The organism is Niveispirillum lacus, assembly GCF_002251795.1.
Taxonomy (GTDB): domain Bacteria; phylum Pseudomonadota; class Alphaproteobacteria; order Azospirillales; family Azospirillaceae; genus Niveispirillum; species Niveispirillum lacus.
This window is the reverse complement of record NZ_NOXU01000030.1, coordinates 483,160-509,804: the sequence shown is the minus strand read 5'-3', so window position 1 is coordinate 509,804 and position 26,645 is coordinate 483,160. Positions and strand designations below refer to the sequence as shown.

The window sequence follows — 26,645 nt, the reverse complement described above, 5'->3', positions numbered from 1 at the left end:
CTCTTGGCCGGTGGGAGGGGACGGGTCGGGTCAATATCCCCCGTCCCTTCCCGCCCGGCGCCGCTGTGAAACATGGTGGAACGGGAGATCGTTGCGGTCGCACAGGTCCATAGGCGGCTTATCGCCCCAGGCCAGCCAGCGGGCACGCAGGGCCCAGCGCGCCGCCGACAGCCCGGCCGCACTATCGACACCGTCAGCCAAAGGCAGACGGTTATGGAGTATCCAGACCAACAAGCGCACCGCAGGGCGGCGACGGATGGAATAGGAGCCGCGTTTCAGACGCAGCGAGGGGCCAGCATGGTGCGGGGCTGGCGGGGCCGATGCTGTGATCTTCCGGCGGGGACGCCGGCGCCAACGCAGGCAAGCCGGAAAGTCCGGCAGCGGATCGGCGGATTGACCCAGGGGATCGGCATCCGGCGACGGCAGCGGGGGCACCGGGTCGGGCATGGCCAGGGTAGCAGGTACCGATTCCGGCGTGATCTCCGGTTGGGGATCGGGATGGGTTGCCGCAAGCCGGGGGCTGAGCGGGTCCGGGGCAGGATCGGACAGCACACGAGGCGGTGGGGTGGGGTCAGGACCGGCGGGACTGTCATCGGCAGGCACCCGGCCGCCGGGGCGAATGGGACCGCGATAGCGGGCCCTTGCCGGCGGCGGGGCGGTGGGCGATTCTTCCGGCACAGGCAAAGGTACCCTTGTACCGGGCGCCGCATCGAGATCGGCCATGATCCTGGCGGCATCCTGTGGACCGGGGAACCAGCCGGCAGGGATACGAGCATAGCCGGGTTTGGGCGGCTTTTCGGCCTGCTGTAAGAGTTCGGCGCCCAAGCCCAGACGGTCAGCAGCCCAGAGGGTGGCGCGCATATTGCCGTCAGCAACCGCCCTGTACAGCGTGTCCACAACCAGTTCCCGCATGGCCACAAACCGGCTGTCCGCCTCCCGCCGCATCAGGGCGCGTTCTTCGGCCACACGCCGCCGCAGATTGTGGGATTGCGAGAGCGCCCGCCAGATGGTGGTGCGTGACAGTTTGTAATGTTCGGCGATCTTGATGATCGGCACCCCGGCGGCGAGGTGGAAAGCGATCTTGGCCCAGGTGACTTCATCGGCTTTCCGGGAATTATATCCTTCCAGCAGATGGCCGCAGGCCGCGAAGCTGACATCTTCGCTATAAGGCCGGACATGCCGGTCAGAGGACCCGCGCCACCAGGCCTCCGCCTGCTGTTGCGGTGTCAGGGTGTGATGATCCGTATCAAAGGGATTGTGACCGAGCGAGGACATGGGGCGCCACCGATAATGGGATGCGAGACCATTATCCTATCTGGCGTTAGGATTATTTTCCATTATTTTGTGGTTACCCATTTCAGTGTCGCCAGTCGAACAGGGTCAGCAGCGTGCGCTGGATCACGGGTTTGAAGTTATTGTCCGACAGCAGATAAATGGCGATGCCGCCATCGGGCAGCGGGCGAGTGTCGATACCTTCATAGTTTTCGGTCGCCATAGGCGGGTTGAGGCGGGCGATCTCCCGCCCCTGCAACACCCCGCCCGGCCGCAATGCTGCTGCCAGATTGGCAGAATTCAAATGCACGATACGGCTGCCCCAGCCACCCAAGAGACCAGCCCGCCGTTCCAGCACCAGGATGCCACCATCAGGCAAGCGCGCCGCGTCAACCGGCAGGAAGGGGGACAGGGCCTGATAGGTAAGGTCCACCCAGCCATCAGCGCCCCCGACCCAGGCGCGATGCTGCCCCTGCCCGATATCCTGTTCGGCGATGGCCAGAAGCCGGCCATCGGCAAGGGCCAACAAAGTCTCAATCCCGGCATTAAAGGGCAAATCAGCGAAGGCCGCCGGGGTGTCCAGCAGTACCGCCGGCGGCCCGGCCAGCGATGGCGGATAGCGCAGGATGGAATGGCGGCGTTCCATGGACACGGCCCACCCATCGCCCGGCCAGGGGCCGATCAGTGCCAGCCCCTCGGTATCGTTGAACAGGCCCGGCAGTGCCTGTCCGTCGGCACCCCGCAGCGCGGCGATGCTGAAGTCGCCAGCGCTGGCCAAACGACCATCGCGGTCATAGCGCAGCCGGCCGGCAATCCGTTTGCCCCGGTCGCTGATCGCCACAAACTGGCTGCCATCGGGGCTGACCCGCAAGGCGGACAGGCCACCAAAATCCGGACTGGCATCGCGCAGATGCAGGGTGCCGCGCCAGACCAGTTCACCGGCCCGCACAGGGGCCGCAGCCTCTTCCAGCAGCGCAACCGGCGACGAGGGCGGGCCGTCCTGCCCGATGGCACAGCCAGACAGGGACAGGGCCAGACCCAGAGTGGCCGCTACACGGCGCCAGCAACCGGACATTCAACTACTCCGTTCAGGGGGCCAGAGGAAGATCGGCTTATCTCCATCGGATGGGGGGACACTGTCCCCCCTTCCTATCGCGGTTGCGAAACGTTTATCCTGTCCGCTGGTCCGAAAACAGTAGCCAGAATGACAGGCGGTTGGCGCGATGAGTGATCCTGAACTGACGTCAAATCCCGGTCCCGCAACCCCGGTCCCGGCCCCGGTTGATCCCGCCATCGAAACCTCCAGACTGGAGCGGATCGAGGCCCGACTTGCAGCCTTGGAGGATCGGCTGGCCGGTGCCGGTGCGGCCCTGCCACCGCCGCGCGACACCGAGCCCCCCCCTTCGCCAGCGGGCAACAAGGGGGGACTCGACGCGATGCCGACCATCCTGGCGTCGCTGAACGATTTCGTGCGCAACAATCCGGTCCTGACGCTGATCGCGATCATCGTCGGCCTGGTTGTGCTGTCGCACCTGTTTGACTGAGGACCGGTCATGAACAGCTATAGCTTTGAGACCACGATGAAATTCAAGAATCGTGGCGACATGGAAAAGGCCGAGGACTGGATCAACGCCAATATCAAGGGCCTTTGGGCTCTGGAATTCCTGGGCATGCAGGAAGAGATGAGCGTCGATACCGGCATGCGCAGCAATGTGCTGAAGGTCTTGTTCAAGTTCGGCCGCAAGGAAGATTTCGAGCGATTCCGCAGCGAATATGTCCTGGGCAAACCGACCAGCCCGCAAAAGGCCACCACCAAGGCCCCGGAAAAGCCCAAGGGGTTTTTTGCACGGCTGTTCGGGTAAGCACCGGGTCCAGGGGACGTCACCGTCCGGCCGAGGTCCATCGTCAACCGGGGTTACCGCCGTCACCGGAAGGATGTGAGAGAAAACGCGCAACCCCCTTGGCGGCAGCGATGGCGGTGGCGTAGCAGGCCTGGAGCAGGTAACCACCGGTCGGCGCTTCCCAATCCAGCATTTCCCCACAGGCAAAAGTGCCCGGCACGGCGCTGATCATCAGGTTCGAATCCAGCGCTGAAAGTTTGATGCCGCCGGCCGAGGAAATGGCCCGGTCCAGGCCCCGCTGCCCCGACAGGGTCACGGGCAGTGCCTTGATCAGGGCTGCCAAGGCGGCGGTACGGCCCAGATCAGCATCACCAGCACATTCCCGGATCAACGCGCCGATGGGGGGGCCCAGGGCCAGCCCCTTGCGCAGCCGGTTGGCCAGACTGTCGGCCGGCGGGGTCCGCGCCAGCTTGTTCTGGACCTGCGGCAGGGTCAGGTCCGGCTTCAGATCCATCGCAAGAGTGGCCCGGCCATCACGTTCCAGCGCCTCCCGCAGCGGAGCAGACAGGGCGTACAGCGCACCCCCCTCCAGCCCGGTGCGGGTCACCACCAGTTCACCGGGCACCGTGCGGTCCTGAAATGTCAGGGCGATTCGTTTCAGGGGCTGGCCTTCCGCCCGTTCCAGGAACCCAGGTGACCAGGCGACGTCAAAGCCGCTGTTCGATGGGCGGAACGGGGCCAGGGGTACGCCACGCGCAGCCAGCAGCGGCGCCCACCCGCCATCGGACCCCAGCCGGGGCCAACTGGCCCCCCCCATGGCCAGCAGCGTGGCGGCGGAATGGAGGCCGACCCGGCCCGTGGGCGTATCGAAAAGGACGGCACCATCTGCGGCCCAGCCAGCCCAGCGATGGCGGGTAAACAGGCGTACCCCCAGCCCTTCCAGCCGTTTCAGCCAGGCACGCAGCAAGATGGAAGCCTTGAAACTGTTCGGGAAAACCCGACCCGAAGACCCTACAAAGGTTTCCACCCCCAGCCCCTGGCACCAGTCCCGCAGCGCGAGCGGCGGAAAGGCGCGGATCAACGGGTCCATAAAGGGACGGGCCGCACCATAGCGGGTGATAAACCGGTCCAGCGGTTCGGAATGGGTGATGTTCAGCCCCCCGCGCCCCGCCATCAGAAACTTGCGCGCCGGGCTGGGCATGGCGTCATGGATTTCCACCCCATAGCCCGCACCAGCCAGGATTTCAGCCGCCATCAGGCCCGCAGGGCCAGCGCCGATGATCAGGATGGGGCGGGTCATGCCGGTGGTTCCGTCAGAGTGAAGCCGAAGAAGGGTCATCAATGGAAAAGGGCGGCGCCGTCGCCGGCACCGCCCTTTTCACGGCCACAACACGCGGTCAGGCGTGGGTGATCGCACGCTCGACCAACTGGCCCAGATGCTGGGTGCGCTTGGTCAGGCTCTGCAGCACGGCGGAGATTTCGGCCGTGGCCGCAGCGGTCTGGCCCGACAGGTTCTTCACCTCACCGGCCACAACGGCGAAACCCTTACCGGCCTCACCCGCACGGGCGGCCTCAATGGTGGCGTTCAGGGCCAGGAGGTTGGTCTGCTTGGCAATGGCGTCAATCTGCTGCGCCACCGTGCCGACCTTCTCAATTTCGGTCCGCAGGCCTTCCAGTTCACGGCTGATTTCCTGCAAGGCGGAGGACACCTCGCTCTTGCCAGCGCCGGAGAGATTGCTCGATTCGCTGCCGTACTTCATCTGCAAAGGCCTTGCGTCTCTGGGGTTGTCAGATCATGGACCCGGAAGCACCGGGTCCGACAGACTACATAGCACAAACTATCGAACGGCATGGTTACGATTTTCCACCAAACCCATCACTTTCGGATAGGAAGGCGGCAAACAGAAAGGGGGAGGACAGATGCCCTCCCCCCCCAGCCACGCCCTTTACGCCGATGCGGCCATCAGGCGAAGGTCAGTTCGGTTGCACGCACCACGCTGGGCAGAGCGCGGATGGTCGCCAGCAGGGCATCGTCGACCTTCTGATCAACCGACACCAGACAGATGGCGTTGGCACCCGGCGCCGTGCGGCCCAGATGGAAGGTGGCGATATTGACGCTGGCATTGCCCAGCGTCGTGCCCAGCTTGCCGATGAAGCCCGGCTTGTCCTCGTTGCGGACAAACAGCATGAAGGGCGTCACCTCCGCTTCGATCGGCACATCGTCAATTTCGACCAGACGCGGCTTGTCACCACCGAACAGGGTGCCGGTAACGCTGCTGGTGCCCTTGTCGGTGGTGACGATGATGCGGACCAGCGTGTGGTAATCCCCATCCACGGTGCGCTTGGTCTCCGCCACCTTGATGTCACGCTCCTTGGCAATGACGGGGGCATTGACCATGTTCACCGACTCCATCAGCGGGCCCAGCAGGCCCTTCAGCACGATGGCGGTCAACGGCTTGGTGTTCAGCGCGGCAGCCTGGCCTTCATATTCGATGGTCACACCCTTCAGGCTGCCATCAATCAACTGGCCGACAAAACCACCCAACTGTTCGGCCAGCTTCATGTAGGGGCGCAGACGCGGCGCCTCTTCTGCGGTCACCGAGGGCATGTTCAGCGCGTTGACGACGGCGCCATTGACCAGATAGTCGGCCAACTGCTCGGCCACCTGCAACGCGACATTCTCCTGCGCTTCCGTCGTGGAGGCGCCCAGGTGCGGCGTGGCCACCACCTTTTCATTGCCGAACAGCGGGTGAGACTTGGCGGGTTCTTCGGCGAACACGTCGAGCGCGGCACCGGCCACATGGCCGGCCTCAATGGCGGCCTGCAAGGCCTCTTCCACGATCAGGCCACCACGGGCGCAGTTGATGATGCGCACGCCCTTCTTGGTCTTGGCCAGGGCCTTGGCGTCCAGAACGTTCTTGGTCGCCTCGGTCAGCGGCGTATGCAGGGTGATGAAGTCGGCGCGGCGCAGCAGATCGTCCAGTTCCACCTTTTCCACGCCGATTTCGGTGGCGCGCTCCGGCGACAGGAACGGGTCAAAGGCGATGACCTTCATCTTCAGGCCGATGGCGCGGTCGGCGACAATGCCGCCGATATTGCCGCAGCCGATAACGCCCAGCACCTTGCCGAACAGCTCCACGCCCATGAAGCGGTTCTTTTCCCACTTGCCGGCATGGGTAGAGGCGTTGGCCGCCGGGATTTCACGGGCCAGCGCGAACATCATGGCGATGGCGTGCTCGGCGGTGGTGATGGAATTGCCGAACGGCGTGTTCATCACAACGACGCCACGGGCCGTGGCGGCGGGAATGTCGACGTTATCAACGCCGATACCGGCGCGGCCGACAACCTTCAGGTTGGTGGCGGCGGCCAGGATATCCTTGGTCACCTTGGTGTTGGAACGGATGGCCAGGCCATCATAGTCGCCGATGATGGCCTTCAACTCGTCCGGCTTCAGACCGACCTTAACGTCGACCTCGACGCCGCGCTCCTTGAAAATCTCAACGGCGCGGGGGGACAGGCTGTCGGAAATCAGAACCTTGGGCATGGGAGTATCCTTCACGGGACAGGGCGCCGCACGTCATCAGGGGGATGCATGACCCCGCCGACGGGCGCTCAGGAAAATCAGGGATAAGGGGAGGACGGGGATTGTTACCCGTCCCCAACCATCAATCAGCCAGCCTTGACCGTTTCATAGGCCCAGTCGAGCCAGGGCAGCAGGGCCACAATGTCGGCATTCTCGACGGTAGCACCGCCCCAGATGCGGATGCCCGGCGGGGCATCGCGATAGGAGCCGGCGTCCAGCGCCACGCCTTCCTTTTCCAGCAGCGACGTCAGCTTCTTGGCAATCTCGGCCTGTGCCTCTGCCGGCTGTTCGGTCGCCCAGGGGTCGACAATCTTCAGGCAGATGGAGGTGCAGGAACGGCTTTCCACCGTGTCGGCCAGGAAATCGACCCAGTCCGTCTTGGCCACCCAATCAGCCACCGCCTTCAGGTTGGCTTCCGACCGGCCGATCAGCCCTTCCAGGCCACCCACGGATTGGGCCCAGTTCAGGCCGTCCAGCGCGTCTTCGACGGCGATCATCGACGGGGTGTTGATCGTCTCACCCTTGAAGATGCCTTCCGACAGCTTGCCATTGCTGGCCATGCGGAAAATCTTCGGCAGGGGCCAGGCCGGCTTGTAGGTCAGCAGCCGGTCAACGGCGCGCGGCGACAGCGCGATCATGCCGTGGGCCGCCTCACCGCCCAGCACCTTCTGCCAGGACCAGGTGACGACATCCAGCTTATCCCAGGGCAGGTCCATGGCGAACGCGGCGGACGTCGCGTCGCAGATGGTCAGACCTTCACGATCAGCGGCAATCCAGTCGCCATTGGCGACACGCACACCCGAGGTGGTGCCGTTCCAGGTGAAGACGACATCGCGGGAGAAATCAACGGCGGCGAGGTCGGGCAGTGCGCCGTAACCGGCGATCATCTGACGGACATCGGTCAGCTTAAGCTGCTTAACAACGTCGGTGACCCAATCCTTGCCGAAGCTTTCCCAGGCCAGCATGTCGACGCCACGGGCCCCCAGCAACGACCACATCGCCATTTCAACGGCGCCCGTGTCAGAGGCGGGAACAATGCCCAGCCGATAATCGGCGGGGATGCCCAGAATTTCTTTGGAGAGGGTAATCACCTGCTCCAGCTTGGCCTTGCCGGGCTTGGAGCGGTGCGAGCGGCCCGTCAGGGCGCCCTTCAGGGCGTCGATCGTCCAGCCGGGGCGCTTGGCGCAGGGACCAGACGAGAATTGCGGATTGGCGGGGCGATTGCCCGGCTTCGGCGCAGCCATTATGGCTATTCCTTCCAGAATAGTAGCACCCCGTTGGGGGGGTGTGACCCGCCGCCGAAGCTATGGGCTTGCAAGGTGCCCGTCAATGGGGCATCGCTGCGCAGGGATTGGAATGCTGCTGTGCAGGCAGCGCAGGGGAAATAAAATTAGGAGGTGGCCCGTACCCGCCCCGTCAAACCCCTGCCGGAACCCATCAAACCTGTTCACACCCAGGCAGAAGCGCTGGCCACCGGGTTGGAGATCAGCCCGTCAAGAACCGACAGGCCCTTTTCCAATTGTGCGGAATGGTCCACACCCATCAGGCAGATCCGGACCGCGTTCGGTACCTCCCCCCGGCCGACGCCAAAGCCGTCGGCAGCGGTGATCTTGACACCACGTTCCAGCGCGCCCCGCACCAGTTCATCGCGCCGCACCGTTTCCGGCAGGGGCAGCCAGAGATGGGTAACCGCCGGATCGCTGCCCGACAGGTCAAGCCCGGACAGGATTGTGCGGGCCAGGGACTGACGTTCGGCCACCAGGCAGCGGCGGCGCTGGGCGATGCGTCCCGCCTCTCCACTGTCGATGAGTTCGGCGGCCACCACGGTGCCCAGATGAGCCGGCGCCAGCACGGTGGCCCGCAGGATGGTGGCAAGACGGTCAAATAACGGCCGGGGTCCGACAATGAAGCCGGTGCGCAGACCGGGAAACAGCGATTTGGAAAGACTGCTGACATAGAGCGTCACGTCGGGCCCAAGGCTGTGCAGCGTCGGCGGCGATGGCTGTTTCAAGAACCCGTAGACATCATCTTCGATCAGCATCAGGCCGATACGGCGCGCCACCTCTACCAGTGCGCGACGCCGTTCCAGTGACAGGGTGATAGTGGTCGGGTTCTGCAAGGTCGGCATACAGTACAGCGCATGGGCACCATGGCTGCGCGCCGCCTGTTCCACCGCGTCTGGCAACAGTCCGTCGGCATCCATGGCCACCGGCACCAGCCGCAGGCCAAGATGCAGGGCCACAGCCCGCAGGCCAGGATAGGTCACCTGTTCGACCAGGAGCGTATCGCCGGGCCGTGTCACGGCCGACAAAGCTGTCAGCATGGCCCCCTGCCCGCCCACAGCCAGCAGCACCTGGTCGGCGGCGACATGAAGATCGGCGCTGTCGGCCAGCCAATCGGCGATGGCAGCACGCAGCCGATGATGGCCAAGCGGCGTCTGGTAGGACATCAGCGACACCAGATCGGGACGCAGGGCCACCGCCTGTGTCGCCGCCGTCAATGCCGGGGCATCGGGCCATAACGCCGTGGCGTTCACCGACAGGTCGATCAGACCCAGATTCATCTCCAACAGGCCACCCCCCGACTCCACCACCGGTTCGACCAGACGGCGCGGATCGCGTACAAAGGTGCCGCGCCCCACCTCCCCGCCGATCAAACCCTGGCGTTCAGCTTCCTGATAGGCCCGGGTGATGGTGCCGACCGTTACCTTCAAATCCCAGGCCAGATCGCGGTGGGTGGGCAGGCGGGTGCCCGGCGGCAGGGTGCCATTGCCGATATCTTCGGCCAGGGCCGCCGCGATGGCCCGGTACAGGGGGCCCGGACGATGGGCGATGGCAGGTTGCCAACGGACGGTGGCGGGCTGATTCATCGGCCTGGTCCCAGAAAGAGCGGAAATTGTCCCCCTGCACCGCATGGGTGCCCGTAACAATCCGCACATTGACGCTTTATTGTCCCCAGAATATCCAAGAATGGTGACGGGTTCAACCCACCCCAAGCGCAGCACAGGGTGACAATTGTCGCAAACCAAGAGGGACAATTATATGTGTCCCCCTCACCGGAAGGCGCTCCGATGGAAAACAGCCTTGCTGAGACCCTGCTGGCGCTGGCGGCCTATTGCGTCGCCACGTCGGTGACGCCCGGTCCCAACAACATGATCCTGGCCGCCAGTGGCGCTACATTCGGTGTCCGACGTACTGTGCCCAATCTTCTGGGCATACTGGTGGGTTTCGGATCGCTGCTGCTGCTGGCCGGGATCGGCGGCGAAGCGTTGATGCGGATCGCACCAGTCCTGGAGCCAATCCTGAAATATGCCGGCGTGGCCTATATGCTTTATCTTTCCTGGAAGATCGGGACCGCCGGGCGGCCGGAGGCGGGATCGCGTGACCGTCCCCTGACCTTCCTGCAAGCGGCCGCCTTCCAGTTCATCAACCCGAAAGGTCTGGCCATGGCCCTGTCGGTGCATGCCATCTATCGCATGCCGCAACTGGGGGAGATGGGCAGTATCATCACGGTCACCGCCATGTTCCTGGTCGTCGGCATGCCCTGGACCCTTGTCTGGGTGCTGTTCGGGCAGGCCGTGGGGCAATGGCTGCATGATGATCGCCGCCTGCGGCTGTTTAACGGCGCGCTGGGTCTGGCCACGGCAGCCAGCGCCATGCTGTTGCTGGTTTGACGATCTTGTTACGGGTACAATTTACCCATTGATGCCATATTGTCATGATTGTACCCAATTATTGCGCCCCCAAGGGGGGCAGCACCCTGGTAGGGAAGAATCATGGACAGGTGTTTGCGACCGCCCACTGCACCAACGGATGTGCCGAATGCGCAGAGAGGGTGTGAGCAGGCCGCCGGTTCATCGTTCCCATGATCCGTTCCGCCCTCCCCCTGCCCGCGCGCCAGCGTGTCACCGTTTCACCCCAGAAAGGACAGGATCATGCGCCTGCCGATCTATCAGGTCGATGCCTTCGCCGACCATCTGTTCGCCGGTAATCCAGCCGCCGTCGTCCCGCTTGAGCACTGGCTGCCGGATGCGGTGATGCAGTCCATCGCGGCGGAGAACAATCTGGCCGAAACCGCCTTCATCCGGCGCGACGCGGACGGTTGGTTCATCCGCTGGTTCACACCAGCCAATGAGATTGATCTGTGCGGACATGCGACCCTGGCATCAGCCTTTGTCATCCGTCACTTTATCGAGCCTGACTGCGCAGAACTGCGTTTCCAGACCAAGGTGGCGGGCGAGTTGCGCGTCCTGTTTGCCGACGGGGTGTACATACTGGATTTCCCGACCCGCGCCCCGGTCGCCGTGCCAGTGCATCCCGATCTGGTGCGTGCCTTGGGCGGACCCGTGCCCGAACAGGTACTGGCCGCCCGTGACTGGCTGGTCGTCTATCCCGATGAGGCGACGGTACGGTCCCTGTCCCCGGATTTTTCCCTGTTGAACACTGTTGGCCGGATGGTGATCGTGACGGCACCGGGCAGCGATGGCGTGGATTTTGTCTCCCGCTTCTTTGCCCCCATGGATGGCATTCCAGAAGATCCGGTCACGGGTTCCGCCCATTGCACCCTGACCCCTTACTGGGCGCAGCGTCTGGGCAAGGAGCGGCTGAACGCACGTCAGGTATCGGCACGCGGCGGCACCCTGCGGTGCCAGCTTCTGGGCAACCGGGTGCACATTGCCGGGCAGGCCGTTTTGTACCTGGAAGGGTTCATCCATGTCTGACCTGTTGTCGCCGCTGCCCCTGCCGGTGTTGGCGGCGTTTGCGGCACTGTGCCTGGGCATGGTGCTGACGCCTGGCCCCAATATGGCCTATCTGGTGTCACGGTCGATCTGCCAGGGGCGCACCGCCGGCCTGGTATCGCTGGCCGGTGTGGGCTTGGGGTTCGTGATCTTTCTGACCGCCACGGTGTTGGGCCTGTCCGCGATGATGGCGGCCCTGCCCCTGACCTTTGAAGTCATTCGCTGGGCCGGTGCGGCTTATCTGGTCTGGTTGGCCTGGAACGCCTTGCGGCCGGGCGGCCACTCCCCCTTTCAGGTGCGCGACCTGCCACCAGACAGCGGGAGACGGTTATTCACCATGGGATTGGTCACCAATCTGCTGAACCCAAAAGCGGCGATGCTGTACCTGTCCCTTCTGCCGCAATTCATCGACCCGGCACGGGGGTCCGTGCTGGTTCAGGGGCTGATGCTGGGCGCCATCCAGATCACCATCAGCCTGTCGGTCAATGCCGTGTTTGTCATGATCGGCGGTGGCATAGCCCGGTTCCTGGACAGCCGGCCGCTCTGGGCCCGCGTTCAGCGGATGGTGATGGGATCGGTGCTGGCCGGGCTGGCTGCCCATATGGCGATGGGCCGCTGAGCCCCGCACCGATGGCCGGCAGGTGGGTGACCCTGACTTCACGGCCCCCCAACCAGCCGTGTCAACCATCGCCGGCCCTTGGCGGCGTGCTTCCATGCCCCGCAAAGACGATACCGACAGGGAGACAGGTCAATGCATATCTGGACGGTTTGCCGCGCGGATGGGGCCTTTGTCACCAACGACCCCGCGCGCCTGGATTTCGACTTCATCCACGCATCATTGACCGGCAGTTACTGGTCTGCGGGCATCAGCCGCGAGATGGTGGAAAAAGCGGCCCGCCATTCCGTGGCAATCGGGTTATATGATTTCAATTGTTTCCAAATTGGCTATTGCCGGGTCATCACCGACCATGTGAGTTTTGCCTATCTGGCCGATGTATGGGTGGACCCGCAGCGGCGGGGCGGCGGGCTGGGAACCTTTCTGGTTGAGAGTGTCGTGATGCGCCCGGAATGGTCCGGGCTGCGCCGATTCCTGCTCTTCACCGCCGACGCGCATGGGTTGTACGCCAAGTTCGGTTTCCGTGGCCTGGAAATGCCGGAAAGGGCCATGGTGCGGGCGGCCTCAGCCGGATAATCACGGCAGGAATGCCCCCATAGGTGGTAGAAGTTATCTATATCTTTTGGCCTATCGCGCACATCCGTTATTCCGCTGTTTACCCCGGAAGGAGAATTGAGCAAGATAGCCCCGCTTTCACACCTTCCCATCGCTGGCCTCTGCCGCGCCGGTTCACGGCAGGTGTGCCAGACGGTTTCATCGAGCCCAGACCTGTGGACAAACAGAAACTCATTGGCACCGTCCAGACGGTCTATGAACTGCACAGTTTCCATACGGACCTGTGGCTGGTGGTGCGGGAATCGCCCGACCTGCGGCAATTGGAACCGTCAGCGGCCATGCTGGTGCAGCGCAATGAGGTCGATGGTATCCGGCTTGTTCGACGTTCTGATTACAAAGACCATGATTTTGTTACAACGGTCACCATGGTCAAACGCCTGCGCAGCGGTGTGCAGGAGGTTGACCCGCTGGCCCGTGCCAATCCGGGGCGCGATGCGTCGTGGTGTGACAAGCCGGAAGACCTGATGGGCGATGTCCAGCGACAGATGTTTCGCAGCTTCTTTGCCAAATATCTGGATGAACGGCGCCTGACGCCCCTGGAAATCCTGAATTATGAGGTGCATGCCCGCGTGCTGGACCAAGCCGGCACGACGGTCCAGGGCGCGTTGCAGCGCCTGGCATCGGTCCAGGTGCGGGGCACCAAACAAACCGCTGTGTCGCGTATGAAGGAACTGATGGCCATCGCCGATAATGGTCTGGCCGCGCTGGTCAAGGAGGCCAAGGGCAATCCTCCCTTGAAGATTGGGCCGGGTGGCCTGTTAGAGGTGGCCAGCGCCTATAAGGGGCCGGCGGAAGGGCGGGACCGGGCGCTGTACCGCGCCGTCGCCGCGCATCTGGCCGATGCCAAAAGCTGGGTGGAGAAGCTGGACCGGCTGTTCCAACTGTTCACCCCGGCGTTAACCCTGACCGAAATGCGGGTGCTGGACAGTCTGGCGGCCGAAATCCTGGCCTCCCCGCTGGCGCTAAAGGAACTGGCCGGGCAGGAGAAGCTGCGCCTGGACCTGGTGCTGAACGCAATCGATCTTTATGTCGGCAATCTTGGGGCCGGCGACGGAGAGCAGCCTGCGGGCGTGAAAGCCCTGTCCATGCTGCTGGCGGAAGGGGTGCTGCCGCGCACGCTGGCCGAACTGCGCCTGGGCCTGCTGCGCCATCTTTATTCCCGCCTGCCGCTGCGCAGCGACCGGGGCATCCGCGACGAAATGGAAGCCACGGTCGAGGTCATCGCCTATCTGCGCAAACAGGCCCCACCATTGGCCCGTGACGAGGAAGTGCTGGAAGCGCTGGCCCAGCGCGCCGACCGCCTGATCCAACCGGAAGCGATGTCCGAACTGATCGGACCAATCCGCAGCACGATGGGCAAGGCGGAAACCGTGCTGTCGCTCGCGGAAACCGCACCGGGCGATGCACCGAAGGCCAAGATCGCCACCTATCTGCGCAGCCTGATCGTGCCGGAGGATTTTATCCGCGAGGTCGGCAACCGGATGGAAGCCATCAAGACGCTGGGCGGTATCGCACGGCGCATCGTGATGTCGGGCATGCCGCCCGGCCCCAAACGGGAAATGGCGGAAATCCTGGACAGCGCGATTTTTGACAGTATCCGGACAGAGATTCTGGCCAATCAGGCCATGCCGTTTGCCGACCGCATCTTGAACATCGTGCGCCTGTGTGGTGGCCTGCCGGAAGGCCGGGCCCGGCAACTGGCCGCCGATCAGTTGAGCCTGGCGCTGAAACGCCCGGAATTCATCCTGAATTACCTGGAACGGTTTCCCGGTGCGCAGGAACGGCGTGATGCCTATTTCAAGCTGTGCAACGCCATGCTGGAATCCGGCCTGGTGGATAAGTCGCTGCTGCCGATGGGGTAGGCTCAGGTGAGCAGGCGTTCGGCCAGATCAATGTCCGCCGCCTTGTCCACATCAACCGCCGCCAGACCGTAGGGCATTTCCACCACCCCGGCGCGCGCACCGGTGATGCGACCCAGCCGGTCCAGGGCCGCTGTCAGGGTCAGACGCCCCAACAGAAAACGCAGGATGGATAACGGGCCCAGCAAGCGGATCATGCGCAGCGGGCTTTTGCGCTGGGCTTCCACCTGCCGCCAGGTCTGGGCCACAGCGCGGGCCGCCGGGGTGCGGAAGGCAAACATGTTACAGCCGGAAAAGGACCCGTCGGCAAAACGCAACCAGGTGCGTTTTGTGTCCGGCACCGCAGCCTGCACCACGCTGTCACGGGCCAGGCCAACACAAACATCGCTGTTCTCCGGCAAATGGGTCAGGAAATAATCCACCCATTCCGGACGCAGCAGGGCATGGTCCGCCGTTGTCACAAACAGCGGTGTGCCCAGCAGATCAAGCGCCGCCGCGACGGTGCGGCTGGGGCTGCCCTCCGCCGGCAGCAGCGCGATGCGCCCGCCCGCCAGCAGCAGACCCAACTCCGGATGTTGTTCCACCAGTTCCGGCCGCTCGATGGCGATGTGGATCATGCCGATACCGGGCGCCGCAATCAGCGCCCGCACCACCCGTACCAGCATCGGTACCCCGGCGATCGGCGCAAAGGCCTTATGGCTGACCCCGCGCAGCCGGGCCACCGGGTCATCCGGTCCACGAGAACCGGCCAGAACAAGGGTGTCCATCGGGCTCACACTGCGCGCTCGTAAAGCCGGTAGGTCTTGTACCGGTTGGAGCCGATCGCCTCAATGATACGGCGCATGGGGCGGTTATCTTCCAGAATCCAGGACAGCTCTATCCACTGGTACCCCAGCTTGCGGGCTTCCAGGCGCATATTGTCGACGATCAGGAAGGGCAATACCGCCTGCAGCCAACCGCCGACATCCCGGCGCACACCCATCAGCGGCACCCGCGCCGTCTTCACTCCCTTCACCTTCAACCGCCAGAGCAGCTTGATGATGCCAAGTGGGAACAGTTTGCCCCCCAGATCGGCAATGGCTTCGTTCAGGTTGGGCAGGCAGACACCAAAAGCAACGGGCCGACCCCCGACTTCCGCAATCCAGGCCAGCCTGGGGTTGATGAGCAGTTTCAGCGACTTGGCCATCTGCTTGGTTTCCGCCGCCGATAAGGGCACGAACCCCCAGTTGCCAGACCAGGCATTGTTGAAAATGCTGGTGATGCTTTCCAGTTCCTGGTCATAGCGCGCCATATCCAGCATCCGCACCCGCAGATCCGCCGGCAAAGGCCGTTCGATCATGGTGCGGACCGCCTTGGGCAACTGATCCTGGATATCATAGAGATAGGCATAGACATCCTTGGCCTTGACCAGACCCGCCGCTTCGACACGCGGGCCCAGATAGGCCAGGTCATGGCCCATCATCAGCATGGGCGGCCGGTCCCAGCCCTCAACCAGCAGGCCGGTTTCCTCATTGATCGAGAGGTTAAAGGGCCCGACCATCCGCACCATGCCACGGGACCGCAGCCAGTCGGCGGCTGCCGCGAACAGGGCATCGACCACGCCCTGGTCATCCTCTGCGGCCAGCAGGCCGAAATGGCCAGTGGCGTCCTGGCGGAGTTCCAGACCGGCATGGTCAATCTGGGCGGAGATGCGCCCCACCACATTGTCACCGCGCAACGCCAGAAAATACATGACGTCGGCATGCAGAAAATAGGGATTGGTCTTGGGCGACAGGGTCTCCCGTCGCTCCATCAACAAGGGCGGCACCCAGTTCGGGTCGCTGGCATGCAGGCGGTACGGCAGGGCGATGAACCGATCCATCGCCTTGGAACCGGGTTCGACCTGTTCGATACGGATCGTGGCGTCCCCGCCCGCCGCCGCGGTCAAGATGCAGCCTTCACACTGTCGCTGTTGCCGCTGGCCGGCGGGCGCGGCGGACGGTCACGCGGCGGCGCGCCGGTCAGGTTCATCACCCAGGGATAGCGTTTTGCCTCTTCCACATCATAACCCAGGTTGAACACCGTCGGGCTGCGCGGCTTTTGCCGGGCTTCGCGATAGAAGGTGCCCAGCAACATGTCGGGACCATAAGAAATGATGCCGAAATTGCCGTCTTCATTGTGGAAGTGATGATAGAGGTGCAACTGTTTGATCCGGGCCACCCAGTTCCAGGTCGGCTTGTAGTTCAGATGCTGAATGCAGTGAAAAAACTCATAGATGCAGGTGGTGACCAGACCGGTGGCCAGCGCCGTCGCCGCAGCCGCCTTGCCATCAACCAGGTAACCGACAGGCACGGTGACCAGGGCAATCGTCGGCAGGGTGTTGGCCAAGCTGCCGAACAGCACTTCCAGCTTATGCGGGTCCTGATGATGATCGAAATGGATACGCTTCCACAGGGCGGCAGACCATTTCATGCGGTATAACCAGCGGCCATGCAGAATGAAACGATGGATCAGATACCAGGCCATCGGATAGATCAGGGTCGCCACCAGCACGGTCAGCGCCATCCGGCCCCAATTCTCCGTCCAGATCACGGCCAGCACCGCCGATACCAGCGCCAGGGCCGCATAGGCCTGGATCGCCGGGTATGTGGAATAGGCAATCGCCAAATCCCGCAGGTTCATCTTGCCGAGGTCATAGCTGCGGCCGCGCCAGGCATCGCCCCACATGCCCCTACCCTTTCCGAAAGTCGTTCATGCGGCCTTGCGGGCCGGTTGATCGTGGCGTCAAATTAGGCCTGACAGGCCATGGCTTCAAGAGCCATGCCGCATTGCGGCATTGTGGGTGCGCATGGCACCTACCCCTCCACATAAACCATGATGGCCCCGCCGATGGCCGCAAAGAAGATCAGGGGCGACCAGACGGCCACCACTGCTGGCAAGGCACCCGCCTGGCCCATCGAACTGAGGATGCCCGAGGAGAGCAGGAAGACCAGCCCGATGACGGTGCCCAGCGCCAGACTGCCCATAGCGCCACCCCGCCGGCGCATGCCATGCGCAACCGGGGCCGCCAGCAGCAGCATGACCAGCGAGGCCAGGGGCGCGGCATAGGTGGAATGCAGCCGCGTGGCATAGAAGGCCGGGCTTTCGCCACCCGCCCAGTTGCCGCGCACAATCCGCAGCAGCCGATGGACAGAGATATTTTCCGTCGGTTTGCGCAGATCGACCATATTGTTGGGCGAGAGATCGACATCCCACAAGGTCGTGGCCTGCCGCGTCACAGTCAGCGGTTCACCGATGCGGGTGCGGACCACATCGGTCAGATGCCAGCCATCGGCACGGTGTTCACCGCGTGCAGCCGAAAGCAGGCCAATGGCCCGTCCCTGCGCATCGCGGCTGACCATTTCCAGCCCCTCGATCGTGCGGCCATCATCGGCAATGGCGGCGATGCGGACCACATCATCCCCGAGCCGGAACCAGACCGGTTTCACCGGATCGTCCTTCTTCGCCTCTGATGGCAGCTCGGTCGCAGCCCACCAGGTGACAAAACTGCGCTCGGCACGCGGCGCCACCTGATCGGCCAGGATGAAATGGGCCAGGGCCACGACCAGGGCGGCTGGCAGCAGCGCGCCCATGATCTGGTACGGCGTCATGCCGACCGAACGCATGGCCACGATTTCATTGGTTGATGCAAAGGTCCACAAGGTGGATAGCGAACCGATCAGCACGGCCAGCGGCACCACCCGTTCCACAACCATGGGCAGGCGGATCATGGTGTAATAGATCAGGCCACTACCACCCAGCCCACGTTCCAGCACGGTAGAGGCAGCATCGAGCAGGTCCAGCAACTGCAACAGGGCCGACAGGGCAATCAGCACCGACAGCACACGCATCAGGAAGGTACGGGTCAGGTAGCGGGTGATCGTGCTGCGATTCATGGCCTGCCCCCTTCCGGCTTTTTCCGGCGGCGCCGGAACAGGCGTTTCACAAATCCGGTAGCCGCATCAATGGTATCGAACATGGCGGCAAAGGGATTCTCACCCGGCCGGATATCGGCACGATGGAATAACCAAGCACAGAGCAGGGAAAACAGCGCAAAGGGCACCCAGATCCCGACGACCGGCGACAGGCGGCCGACATCGCCCAGACTTTCCCCCAATTGCACCAGATGGTGGTACAGGATCAAAATGACAGTGGCCAGTGCGATCCCCTGCCCGCGCCGGGCACGTTTGGCCGCCATGCCCATGGGCACCGCCAGCAACGGCAGCAGCGGCAATGACAGAGCCCGCGCCAACCGCGCATGCAGTTCGGAAGCAACCTTGGCATGGGGCAGGATCGATTGCGGGTCGTGCATTTCCGACCATAGCTCATGCAGGGTCAGTTCACGTTCGCTGCCGCCGCGTTCACGGAACGGTTCGGTGACCATGCGGAATGGCTTGTCCAGGGTCAGTTCTGCGAATTCCATCACCTGCCGCCGACCATCCGGCAGCAAACGCACCTGCACACCATCATGCAAGGTCAACAGGACGCGCTGCCGATCGGGGCTGGCGGCAAGGGCGCCGGTGACGGCGGTGGTCACCCAGCGTTCGCCATTGTCACGGTCCTGCTGCACAAAGACCTTTTCCAGCCGACGGCCGGTGACATCGACCATATCGGCAGAAATGGTCACCCCCTCACCGGCGTCGACAAAGCTGGCCTGCGGTACGGTGGCGTTCCAGGCGGCATTGACCACCATGTGGTAAATCGCGCTGTAGCCATATCGGCCATAGGGTTGCAGATAACCGAACAGGATGATGGAAAATACCATCAGCGCCATGCCCAGGGCGACAAAGGACCGTGCGATGCGCGGCACCGACAGACCAGCGGATTGCAGCGCATCCAGTTCATTATCTTCCCCCATCCGGGCGACAATGATGAACATGGAGATGAAAAAGGCCGCTGGCAGGGCCAGACCCAGATAATGCGGCACCAGATTGGCTACCAGCCGGATGACCATATCGAACGGGCCGCCATGATTGGCCAGCAGGTCGAACAGCCGCAACAGCCGTTCCATCAGCAACGCAACCAGTACCACCAGCAGCGATGCAAACAGCGGTTTCAGCGTCTCGGCCAGGATATAGCGGTCGATCAGCCGGGTGGAATGCAGTTTGTAATGCCGGTCAGGCGGCGGTACGACACCGTTCACGGCACATCCACCCACAGGGCCTTGAGATCGGCGGTGATGCCCGCTATGGCACCGCTATCCAGGGTCACGGCCTGCGCAAGGGCAGGCGGTCCCGGCCAGCCGGCATCGGCAAAGGGGATGCCCGCATAGTCCCGCACCCCCTCATACCGGGGGATGACATGGAAATGCACGTCAGGGTCCACCATCATCAGCATCAGGTAATTGATCTTCTGATAGGCGGTAAAGCGGGCCAGCACCCGTTCCACCCGCGCCACCACGGTTTGCAGTTCGGCAAAGGCAGCGGGACTGAGCTGGCCGAAGGCAGTGACCGGTTCTTTGCAGACCAGAACCAGGGCCCCCAAAGTCGGCTGCTGCGGCCGCACCTGAACCGACCACAGTGCCGTTTCCGCCACGGTGCTGGCCGGATAGCCGAATTTCAGCATGGTGGCATTGGGCAGGGTCATCGGTTGCGCTACTCGACAGGTGAACAGGACGGGCACTTTAGAGCGGAACGAAGGTGACCGGAACCACCATTATTGCCCCGCCAGTCAGGCCCCCGCGACGGGCAGCCGCAGGCGCCAACCGCCCAGGGCCTTGACTGGCGTGCCCTGGCTTTCAACGCCGCGCACTTCCACCTGCACCTGCCAGTCCGGCCCGTCTGTGTCCACCGTCACAAGGTGCCAGCGGGCCGGCATATCATGATGATAGCCGATGGCCGATGCCGACGGGGCGGTGAGACTGGGGATCGGACCCAGCGGCCCCCGGATCATGGAAAGGTTGGCCCTGTGGGCATGACCATGCAGCAGCAGTTCTGCCCCCGTCCGGGCCAGCAGGTCGCGCAGATTGTGGCGGTCGGTCAAGCCCTTGCGGCTGGAAACCACCCCTTCAGCCACGGGATGATGCACCATCAGCACCCGGAACAGCCCGCGCCGCGCCGCATCAGCCAGCATGTCGCCCAGCCGCTCCCGCTGTTCAGGACCCAGATGGCCTTGCGCCAGCAAAGGCGCGGTCGGCACGCCGGAATTGGCCCCGATGAAGGCAACCGGCCCGCGTTGTCGCAGGTAGGGAAACGACACTTCCCCCTGCCCATCCCCGCGCAGATAGTCGGCCCACAGGCCAAGACCATCGGCGAAGTCCACGGGCACCATGGCGTCATGGTTGCCGGGCACATAAGACACCTGACGCCCATCCCCCAGGGAACGCAGCCAATCGGCCCCCCGCCGGAACTCGCCGGGCAAGGAGATATTGGCGATATCCCCTGTTACCGCCCAATGATCCACCTGATGTGCCCGGATATCATCCACGATGGCGCCCAACATGGCGGGTGTGTGGGCATAGCGGCGTCGGCGCTGCCAGGATTGATAAGACAAGGTCCGCTTGGACAGCCATTGCAGCCCCCGTGGTCGGTCGGGTGCCAGCGGCAAATGCGGGTCGGACAGATGGGCAAAACGATAGGGCTGCATGAAAGGCAAGCTACAATGCCTTACGGGCGATAGGCAAAGCCCGCGTCAGGGAGTATGTAGACGGTCAAGAAAATCACCTGATCATGGTTCATACCTTGTCCGCCGACACGCACGCCGCCCAGAACAATCCCGCACACACCCCCCCGCCCCTGGCCGCCACCATCGGCGATAACCCGGTCCGCCTATGGGGTATGACATCCGCCGAACGCCTGCGCCGCCAATGTGTGCGCAACGGGGTGACGGAGGTGCGGGCCTGGGACGGGCAGGACCAGGGCCGTGCCCATCTTTTGCTGCGCACCGACTGGGTGTTTGATGAAGTTCTGGTGCGCGATCTCGCCAAGCGCCCCGGCACCATCCTGGTGGACAGCCGCAACCAAGAACCGGTAGCAGCCCATGTCGCCGCGGACGAGGCGGCAGAGGTTGCCCAGATGCTGAACAACAGCCGAGTCGTCCCGGCTGAAATGGCGGAACGGTTGCGCGTGCTGGTGCCCGATGACCTGTCATCGTCCTATAACCACGCCCTGCGCAAACGGGAGACACCGTTCCTGCTGCGCCTGACACCGGAAGCACTGCCCAGGATCGAGCAGCGCATGTTCGCCGGCAGTTACAAGGGCGTCACCGATGTGGTGACAAAATATGTCTGGCCGCTGCCGGCCCGCCATGTGACCAAGCTGTGCGCCGTGATCGGCCTGTCACCGAACATGGTCACCGGTATCGGCGCCATCTTGATGCTATTGGCGCTCTGGCTGTTCGCGGAAGGGCATTACCTGCCGGGTCTGGCTGCCGGCTGGATCATGACCTTTCTGGATACGGTGGATGGCAAGCTGGCGCGCGTCACCCTGACCAGCAGCAAATGGGGCAATATTTTCGACCATGGCATTGATCTGGTGCATCCACCGTTCTGGTGGTGGGCCTGGGTTGCCGGTCTGTCGGCAGCGGGCCTGACACTCTGGGGCTGGGAAACGGCCGCCATTGTCATTATCTGGGTAGGCTATGTGTCCCAACGTCTGCAGGAAGGCTATTTCCTGAAGCGCTTCAATCTGGACATGCATACCTGGCGGCCGTTCGACAGTTTTTTCCGACTGATTACGGCGCGGCGTAACCCCAATCTGGTGATCCTGACCCTGGCCACCCTGCTGGGCCGCCCGGATATCGGCATGGCCCTGATGATCGTTTGGATCGTTGCCTGTTTCGGTGTGCATATGGCGCAGATCATCCAGGCGGAGCAGGCCTCCAAAAAGGGCCCCATCACGTCTTACCTGTCTGCCTGATCCGTCATGGCGCGCCTGGGTCTTGTATCATCGCCGGAAGATCTTGACCCTTGGTCAGCATCTTCCGCCCCGCCAGTGCCGGGGCCTGCATCCGCAGGCTCGGCACCACCATCCGCGCGAAATCGCACCGGGGGCCATCAATCATGATCCCCGGCCTCATCCGGAACCCGTTCAGCCATCGAAACAAGGCAGGCAACGATACCCTGCCCGCCGATGCTGCGCGCCTGTTCGGGGCCCATGTGGCCGCCCCCGATACGCCGGAAAAGCTGGTGCAGGTCTTGCGCGGCTTTGCCGACAGCGGGGTGGACATCATCGCGGTCGATGGTGGCGACGGGACCGTGCGGGAAGTGCTGACGGCCCTTCCGCCGGCCTATGGTGCCGCACCACCCGCGCTGGCCATACTGGCGGCAGGCAAAACCAATCTGATTGCCGCCGATGTCGGCACCACCGGATATGGGCCGCGGGGATTGGCCGGACTGGTGCGGGCAGCCCATGAGGGGACACTAGGCACACGCATGACACAACGCCCTGTCCTGTCGCTGCATTGGCCGGACGGCGAACACAGGCCCGTGCGCGGCATGTTCATGGGGGCTGGCGCCTTCACCCGTGGTACCGATCTGGCCAATGCCGCCATCCACAAGGCGGGTTTCACCCAGGAGATCGCCGTGGCTCTGACCATGGCCGGTGTTCTGGGCCGCGCCCTGATCGGCAATGACAGCCATGGCTGGCTGGCGGGTGAAGTGTTGGGTGCGACTGTCGATCAGCTTCCGGCCGAGGACGGCAACCGTTTCCTGTTCCTGGCCACGACACTCGACAAGCTGATCCTGGGCCTATGGCCCTTCTGGGACGAGGGGACCAAACCCTTGCGCTTTCTGGATGTGGCGGCGAACCCGCCCGGCCTGCTGGGTGCGCTGCCGCGCCTGATGACGGGGCGGCCCAGTATGGCGATGCGCCGCACCGGTGCCTACCGGTCCGGCGGGGCAGACCAGATCGAACTGCGCCTGACCCGGCCGCTGATCATGGATGGGGAGACCTATCCGGCGGGCCGTGTCATCCTGTCAGCCCCAGACCGCATCCGTTTCGTCCAGCCGTGACCGAGCCGCTTTCCACCCTGATCGAGCAGGAATGGAACACCAGCCTGCCCGACCCCGCCGCCGCCCTGGTCGCCGCCCTGGTGGCGCATGGCGGCGCGCATGTGGCGGCCATCCTGTTCTATGGCTCCAACCTGCGGTCGGGGGATGTGGAGGGGGTGCTGGATTTCTATGTGCTGGTTGACAGTCTGACCGGGTGGCGGGGCAGTCGGCCGCTGGCACTGGCCACCAGGCTGTTGCCGCCCAGTGTGGAATATTGGGAAATTCCCTGGCAGGGCCATACGCTGCGCGCCAAGGTGGCGGTGATGGGTATCGACCAGTTCGCCAACGCCACCCGGTTCGATTGCATCGACACCACCATCTGGGCCCGGTTCACCCAACCGGTGATGCTGGCGCATGCACGCGATGGAACGGCACGGCAGACAGTACGCGATGCCGTGGCGCAAGCCGTGACCACCGCCGCGCGCTGGGCCGCGATTCTAGGTCCGGCGGAGGGTATGGCGAGGGATTATTGGGAGGCCCTGTTCAAGGCCACCTACAGCGCCGAATTGCGGGTGGAGAAGGCGTCGCGCGGGATCAGCATCGTCGACCACGCCGCCGACCGCTATGCCGCCCTGCTGCCACCGGCCTGGGCATCGGCCAGCGTCGCCTTTGAGGAGATCGGCGACGGGCGTCTGCGGCCCCTGCTGTCGCCGGCCCGCCGTGCCCGAGGAGACCGCGCCTGGCGCTGGCGCGGCCGGTTCGGCAAGGGGTTGAACATCGCCCGTCTGGTCAAGGCCGCCTTTACCTTCACCGGCGGCGTGGATTACCTGCTGTGGAAACTGCACCGCCATTCCGGCGTACGTCTGGACCTCACCCCCTGGCAACGACGCCACCCGATCCTGTGTGCCCCCTATATCCTGTGGAAGCTGAAACGGATGGGGGCCATCCGGTGACGGGACGGGTCACAGCGAACCCCACACTTGCCCACTATCAGGCGCATGCCGCGCACTATGCCGATCTTTTGGCCGATCATGACAGCGCCACCGCCCGTCACCGGTTTCTGGCCCAGGTGGGCGGTACGGCATTGCGCCTTCTCGACCTGGGCTGCGGTGGCGGGCGCGACCTGATCGGGTTCCGCGATGCCGGAGCAGAGGTCATCGGCGCCGATGGCAGCGCCGCCCTGGCCCTGATCGCGGCTGAGCGCACAGGATGCAGCGTGGAGGTGGTAGACCTGCTGTCAACCGATCCCGTCCCCTGGGAGGCGGCCGCGTTTGACGGGGTCTGGGCCCATCATCTGTTTTTCCATCTGCCCAGCGCCGCCCTGCCCTTTGTCCTGTCGCGCCTTCACGGCTGGTTGCGGCCAGGCGGGGTTTTCTATGCCTGTGATCCGGTGGGCGACGGTCTGGAGGGCATGGCCCCGGACGGGCGTTATCTGGCCTTCCGCCGTCCACAAAGCTGGAAAGCCGCGGTCAAGGCAGCGGGTTTTTGCCTGATCGACGAATGGCGCCGCCCGGAGGGGCAGCCCCGGTATCAGCAGAACTGGCTGGCCACCTTGTGGCGGGTACCGACCTGACAAAACAAAACCCCGCCGGAACCTTTCGGTCCCAGCGGGGTTTTTGCAATGGCGTTGGCTATTGCTTACTCGGCCGCAGTCTGGACCAGGGCCGGCTGCACGCCCAACTGCCGGGCCACCTTAGCGAACAGTTCGATGGCCGTGTCGATCTGCTTGGTCGTGTGGGCTGCACTGACAGAGGTGCGCAGCAGCGACTGGCTGTTGGGGGTCGCCGGCGGCAAGGCGAGGTTCAGATACAGCCCCTCTTCCAGCAGACGGTTCCAGAAGGTGATCGCCAATTCGATCGACGGCAAGGACACCGCCACGATCGGGTTGACATCCGGCCCCACCTGGAAACCCAGATTACGCAGGCCGTCATAGAGACGCTTGGAATTGGCCATCAGCTTGTGGCGCAGACCCGGCTCTTCCTGCAACCGCTCCAGCGAGCGCAGGCAGGTGGCGATGACCGAGGGCGGCAGCGAGGCCGTGAACATGTAGGGGCGGCAGGCCACCCGCATCACGTCAAAGTCCGGCAGGTCGGAGACGCAGAAACCGCCGACCGCACCCAAGCTCTTGGAGAAGGTGCCGACGATGAAATCGACATCATCCTCAACGCCCACTTCCTGCGCCAGACCACGGCCGGTTTCCCCCAGCACACCCATGGAATGGGCTTCGTCCACCAGCAGATAAACGCCATTCTCCCGCTTGACCTGGGCGAATTCCTTCAGCGGAGCCACATCGCCCAGCATCGAATAGATGCCTTCGACCACCACCAGCTTGTTGCCGGGATGATCGGCGACGCGGCGCAGACGCTTATTCAGGTCTTCGGGATCATTGTGACGGAACCGAATGACCTGGGCCGGGGTCATTTTGGCCGCATCATAAATGCTGGCATGGCTGTCGCTGTCCAGGAACAGCAGGTCATCCTTACCAACCAGCGTAGAAATAATGCCGAGATTGGCCTGATAGCCGGTCGTGAAGACCATGCAGCTTTCACGGCCATAAAAAGCGGCCAGTTCACGTTCCAGCGCCGCATGGCCATCGTAACTGCCATTGGCGATCCGCGAACCGGTGGTGCCGGTGCCGAACGATTTCAGCGCTTCGACACCCTTGTCGATGCAGCTCTGATCGAAGGTCAGGCCCAGATAATTGTTGGTGCCGAGCAGGATCGTGCGGCGACCGTTCAGCATACCCTCCGTCGGGGAGAGCATGGCGTCGAACTTCACCGTGAACGGATCACGGCCAGCGCCGGCGATGCGGTGGTAATGCTCACGGAGTTTTGTGTACTTGGCAAGGATCGTCATGGCTCAGGCGTGCCCCCGGAGTTCCGATATGGTCCTGGCCAAGTCGCCGATGGTTTCGACCTCTGCGATCCGTTCCATCGGGATCGAGACATCGAACTGATCCTCAAGCACCATCACGAAATCCATAACGGCCAGACTGTCCAGGCCGAGATCACGCGTGATGCTGGTCTCCGTCGTAACGGTGACCGGCGTTGGCAAGGTCTTTACAAGGGCGGCGATGATGGTTTCGACGATGTCGTTGACGTCGGTAGTCATTAAAGCGCCCCGGTAACCAGTCGTACAGATTGTTGAAGTTGCGAAGATGCCGGTGCCCCCCGA

At 63.6% G+C, this 26,645-nt stretch carries 27 protein-coding genes; 11 read left to right on the top strand and 16 right to left on the bottom strand.

From position 1 onward, the window contains the following. Window positions 1-30: 30 nt before the first annotated feature. Window positions 31-1,275 carry a hypothetical protein gene (locus CHU95_RS15250; protein WP_094457150.1) on the bottom strand — a complete coding sequence of 415 codons (1,245 nt, stop codon included), beginning with the start codon at window positions 1,273-1,275 and terminating at the stop codon, window positions 31-33. 82 nt (window positions 1,276-1,357) lie between these two features. Next, on the bottom strand, window positions 1,358-2,347 hold the full coding sequence (locus CHU95_RS15245) for an esterase-like activity of phytase family protein (RefSeq protein WP_094457149.1): 990 nt from the start codon (window positions 2,345-2,347) through the stop codon (window positions 1,358-1,360). A 148-nt stretch (window positions 2,348-2,495) separates the two neighbouring features. Between CHU95_RS15245 and CHU95_RS15240 the strand changes: the two genes are divergently transcribed. Then, the gene (locus CHU95_RS15240; protein WP_094457148.1) at window positions 2,496-2,816 is read left to right on the top strand and encodes a hypothetical protein; all 321 of its coding nucleotides are present in this window, start codon (window positions 2,496-2,498) and stop codon (window positions 2,814-2,816) included. Window positions 2,817-2,825: 9 nt separating this feature from the next. Then, window positions 2,826-3,134 (top strand): hypothetical protein, encoded by a 309-nt coding sequence (locus CHU95_RS15235; protein ID WP_094457147.1) that lies wholly within the window; start codon window positions 2,826-2,828, stop codon window positions 3,132-3,134. Window positions 3,135-3,177: 43 nt separating this feature from the next. Here CHU95_RS15235 and CHU95_RS15230 read toward each other — a convergent pair whose 3' ends face one another. The 5 genes from CHU95_RS15230 to CHU95_RS15210 all read right to left on the bottom strand — a co-directional run bounded on the left by CHU95_RS15230 (window position 3,178) and on the right by CHU95_RS15210 (window position 9,565). Further along, the gene (locus CHU95_RS15230) at window positions 3,178-4,413 is read right to left on the bottom strand and encodes a TIGR03862 family flavoprotein (protein ID WP_094457146.1); all 1,236 of its coding nucleotides are present in this window, start codon (window positions 4,411-4,413) and stop codon (window positions 3,178-3,180) included. 97 nt (window positions 4,414-4,510) lie between these two features. After that, a complete protein-coding gene (locus CHU95_RS23080; protein ID WP_054167173.1) occupies window positions 4,511-4,873 on the bottom strand; it encodes a methyl-accepting chemotaxis protein in 363 nt (120 codons plus the stop codon). A gap of 203 nt (window positions 4,874-5,076) precedes the next feature. After that, window positions 5,077-6,657 (bottom strand): phosphoglycerate dehydrogenase, encoded by a 1,581-nt coding sequence (serA, locus tag CHU95_RS15220; protein ID WP_094457145.1) that lies wholly within the window; start codon window positions 6,655-6,657, stop codon window positions 5,077-5,079. Window positions 6,658-6,782: 125 nt separating this feature from the next. After that, window positions 6,783-7,940, bottom strand: coding sequence for a phosphoserine transaminase (locus CHU95_RS15215; RefSeq protein ID WP_094457144.1), 1,158 nt, complete (start codon window positions 7,938-7,940; stop codon window positions 6,783-6,785). A 203-nt stretch (window positions 7,941-8,143) separates the two neighbouring features. Continuing rightward, complete coding sequence (locus CHU95_RS15210; RefSeq protein WP_165772199.1) at window positions 8,144-9,565, bottom strand: aminotransferase-like domain-containing protein; 1,422 nt, start codon at window positions 9,563-9,565, stop codon at window positions 8,144-8,146. Window positions 9,566-9,766: 201 nt separating this feature from the next. Between CHU95_RS15210 and CHU95_RS15205 the strand changes: the two genes are divergently transcribed. The 5 genes from CHU95_RS15205 to CHU95_RS15185 all read left to right on the top strand — a co-directional run bounded on the left by CHU95_RS15205 (window position 9,767) and on the right by CHU95_RS15185 (window position 14,527). Next, on the top strand, window positions 9,767-10,369 hold the full coding sequence (locus CHU95_RS15205) for a LysE family translocator (RefSeq protein WP_094457142.1): 603 nt from the start codon (window positions 9,767-9,769) through the stop codon (window positions 10,367-10,369). A 261-nt stretch (window positions 10,370-10,630) separates the two neighbouring features. After that, window positions 10,631-11,416, top strand: coding sequence for a PhzF family phenazine biosynthesis protein (locus CHU95_RS15200; protein WP_094457141.1), 786 nt, complete (start codon window positions 10,631-10,633; stop codon window positions 11,414-11,416). Further along, entirely contained in the window at window positions 11,409-12,053 is a 645-nt protein-coding gene (locus tag CHU95_RS15195) for a LysE family translocator (RefSeq protein WP_094457140.1), read from the top strand. The genes CHU95_RS15200 and CHU95_RS15195 overlap by 8 nt, the downstream gene beginning before the upstream one ends. 132 nt (window positions 12,054-12,185) lie before the next feature. Continuing rightward, window positions 12,186-12,626, top strand: coding sequence for a GNAT family N-acetyltransferase (locus CHU95_RS15190; RefSeq protein ID WP_094457139.1), 441 nt, complete (start codon window positions 12,186-12,188; stop codon window positions 12,624-12,626). A gap of 194 nt (window positions 12,627-12,820) precedes the next feature. Beyond that, a complete protein-coding gene (locus CHU95_RS15185) occupies window positions 12,821-14,527 on the top strand; it encodes a hypothetical protein (RefSeq protein ID WP_245838294.1) in 1,707 nt (568 codons plus the stop codon). Window positions 14,528-14,529: 2 nt separating this feature from the next. On the opposite strand, the gene CHU95_RS15180 is transcribed toward CHU95_RS15185, so the two are convergent. The 7 genes from CHU95_RS15180 to CHU95_RS15150 form a co-directional block, all read right to left on the bottom strand. After that, a complete protein-coding gene (locus CHU95_RS15180) occupies window positions 14,530-15,291 on the bottom strand; it encodes a nucleotidyltransferase family protein (protein WP_094457138.1) in 762 nt (253 codons plus the stop codon). A 5-nt stretch (window positions 15,292-15,296) separates the two neighbouring features. Beyond that, window positions 15,297-16,451 (bottom strand): dATP pyrophosphohydrolase, encoded by a 1,155-nt coding sequence (locus CHU95_RS15175; protein WP_245838290.1) that lies wholly within the window; start codon window positions 16,449-16,451, stop codon window positions 15,297-15,299. Then, on the bottom strand, window positions 16,448-17,230 hold the full coding sequence (locus CHU95_RS15170; RefSeq protein WP_245838287.1) for a sterol desaturase family protein: 783 nt from the start codon (window positions 17,228-17,230) through the stop codon (window positions 16,448-16,450). The genes CHU95_RS15175 and CHU95_RS15170 overlap by 4 nt, the downstream gene beginning before the upstream one ends. A 128-nt stretch (window positions 17,231-17,358) precedes the next feature. Beyond that, the gene (gene lptG / locus CHU95_RS15165; RefSeq protein ID WP_094457137.1) at window positions 17,359-18,438 is read right to left on the bottom strand and encodes an LPS export ABC transporter permease LptG; all 1,080 of its coding nucleotides are present in this window, start codon (window positions 18,436-18,438) and stop codon (window positions 17,359-17,361) included. Next, a complete protein-coding gene (locus CHU95_RS15160) occupies window positions 18,435-19,685 on the bottom strand; it encodes an LptF/LptG family permease (RefSeq protein ID WP_165772198.1) in 1,251 nt (416 codons plus the stop codon). Before CHU95_RS15160 ends, lptG begins: the two co-directional genes overlap by 4 nt. Beyond that, window positions 19,682-20,128 (bottom strand): HIT family protein, encoded by a 447-nt coding sequence (locus tag CHU95_RS15155; protein WP_207762510.1) that lies wholly within the window; start codon window positions 20,126-20,128, stop codon window positions 19,682-19,684. Before CHU95_RS15155 ends, CHU95_RS15160 begins: the two co-directional genes overlap by 4 nt. A gap of 84 nt (window positions 20,129-20,212) precedes the next feature. After that, window positions 20,213-21,127 carry a metallophosphoesterase family protein gene (locus tag CHU95_RS15150; RefSeq protein WP_094457135.1) on the bottom strand — a complete coding sequence of 305 codons (915 nt, stop codon included), beginning with the start codon at window positions 21,125-21,127 and terminating at the stop codon, window positions 20,213-20,215. Between the two features lie 95 nt (window positions 21,128-21,222). On the opposite strand from CHU95_RS15150, the gene CHU95_RS15145 reads away from it, so the two are divergent. The 4 genes from CHU95_RS15145 (at window position 21,223) to CHU95_RS15130 (ending at window position 25,044) form a co-directional block, all read left to right on the top strand. Then, on the top strand, window positions 21,223-22,398 hold the full coding sequence (locus CHU95_RS15145; RefSeq protein ID WP_245838285.1) for a CDP-alcohol phosphatidyltransferase family protein: 1,176 nt from the start codon (window positions 21,223-21,225) through the stop codon (window positions 22,396-22,398). A gap of 143 nt (window positions 22,399-22,541) precedes the next feature. Beyond that, window positions 22,542-23,492: a diacylglycerol kinase family protein gene (locus CHU95_RS15140; RefSeq protein WP_133065538.1), complete on the top strand. Its 951-nt coding sequence runs from the start codon at window positions 22,542-22,544 to the stop codon at window positions 23,490-23,492. Then, complete coding sequence (locus CHU95_RS15135) at window positions 23,489-24,424, top strand: hypothetical protein (RefSeq protein WP_207762509.1); 936 nt, start codon at window positions 23,489-23,491, stop codon at window positions 24,422-24,424. The genes CHU95_RS15140 and CHU95_RS15135 overlap by 4 nt, the downstream gene beginning before the upstream one ends. Beyond that, complete coding sequence (locus CHU95_RS15130; RefSeq protein WP_165772197.1) at window positions 24,421-25,044, top strand: class I SAM-dependent methyltransferase; 624 nt, start codon at window positions 24,421-24,423, stop codon at window positions 25,042-25,044. Before CHU95_RS15135 ends, CHU95_RS15130 begins: the two co-directional genes overlap by 4 nt. Before the next feature lie 65 nt (window positions 25,045-25,109). Here the strand turns inward: CHU95_RS15130 and spt are convergent, their stop codons facing one another. Together spt and CHU95_RS15120 are read right to left on the bottom strand one after the other, a co-directional pair. After that, window positions 25,110-26,327 carry a serine palmitoyltransferase gene (gene spt, locus CHU95_RS15125; RefSeq protein ID WP_094457131.1) on the bottom strand — a complete coding sequence of 406 codons (1,218 nt, stop codon included), beginning with the start codon at window positions 26,325-26,327 and terminating at the stop codon, window positions 25,110-25,112. Window positions 26,328-26,330: 3 nt separating this feature from the next. After that, window positions 26,331-26,582, bottom strand: a complete 252-nt coding sequence (locus tag CHU95_RS15120; protein WP_094457284.1) for an acyl carrier protein — start codon at window positions 26,580-26,582, stop codon at window positions 26,331-26,333. Window positions 26,583-26,645 lie beyond the last annotated feature (63 nt).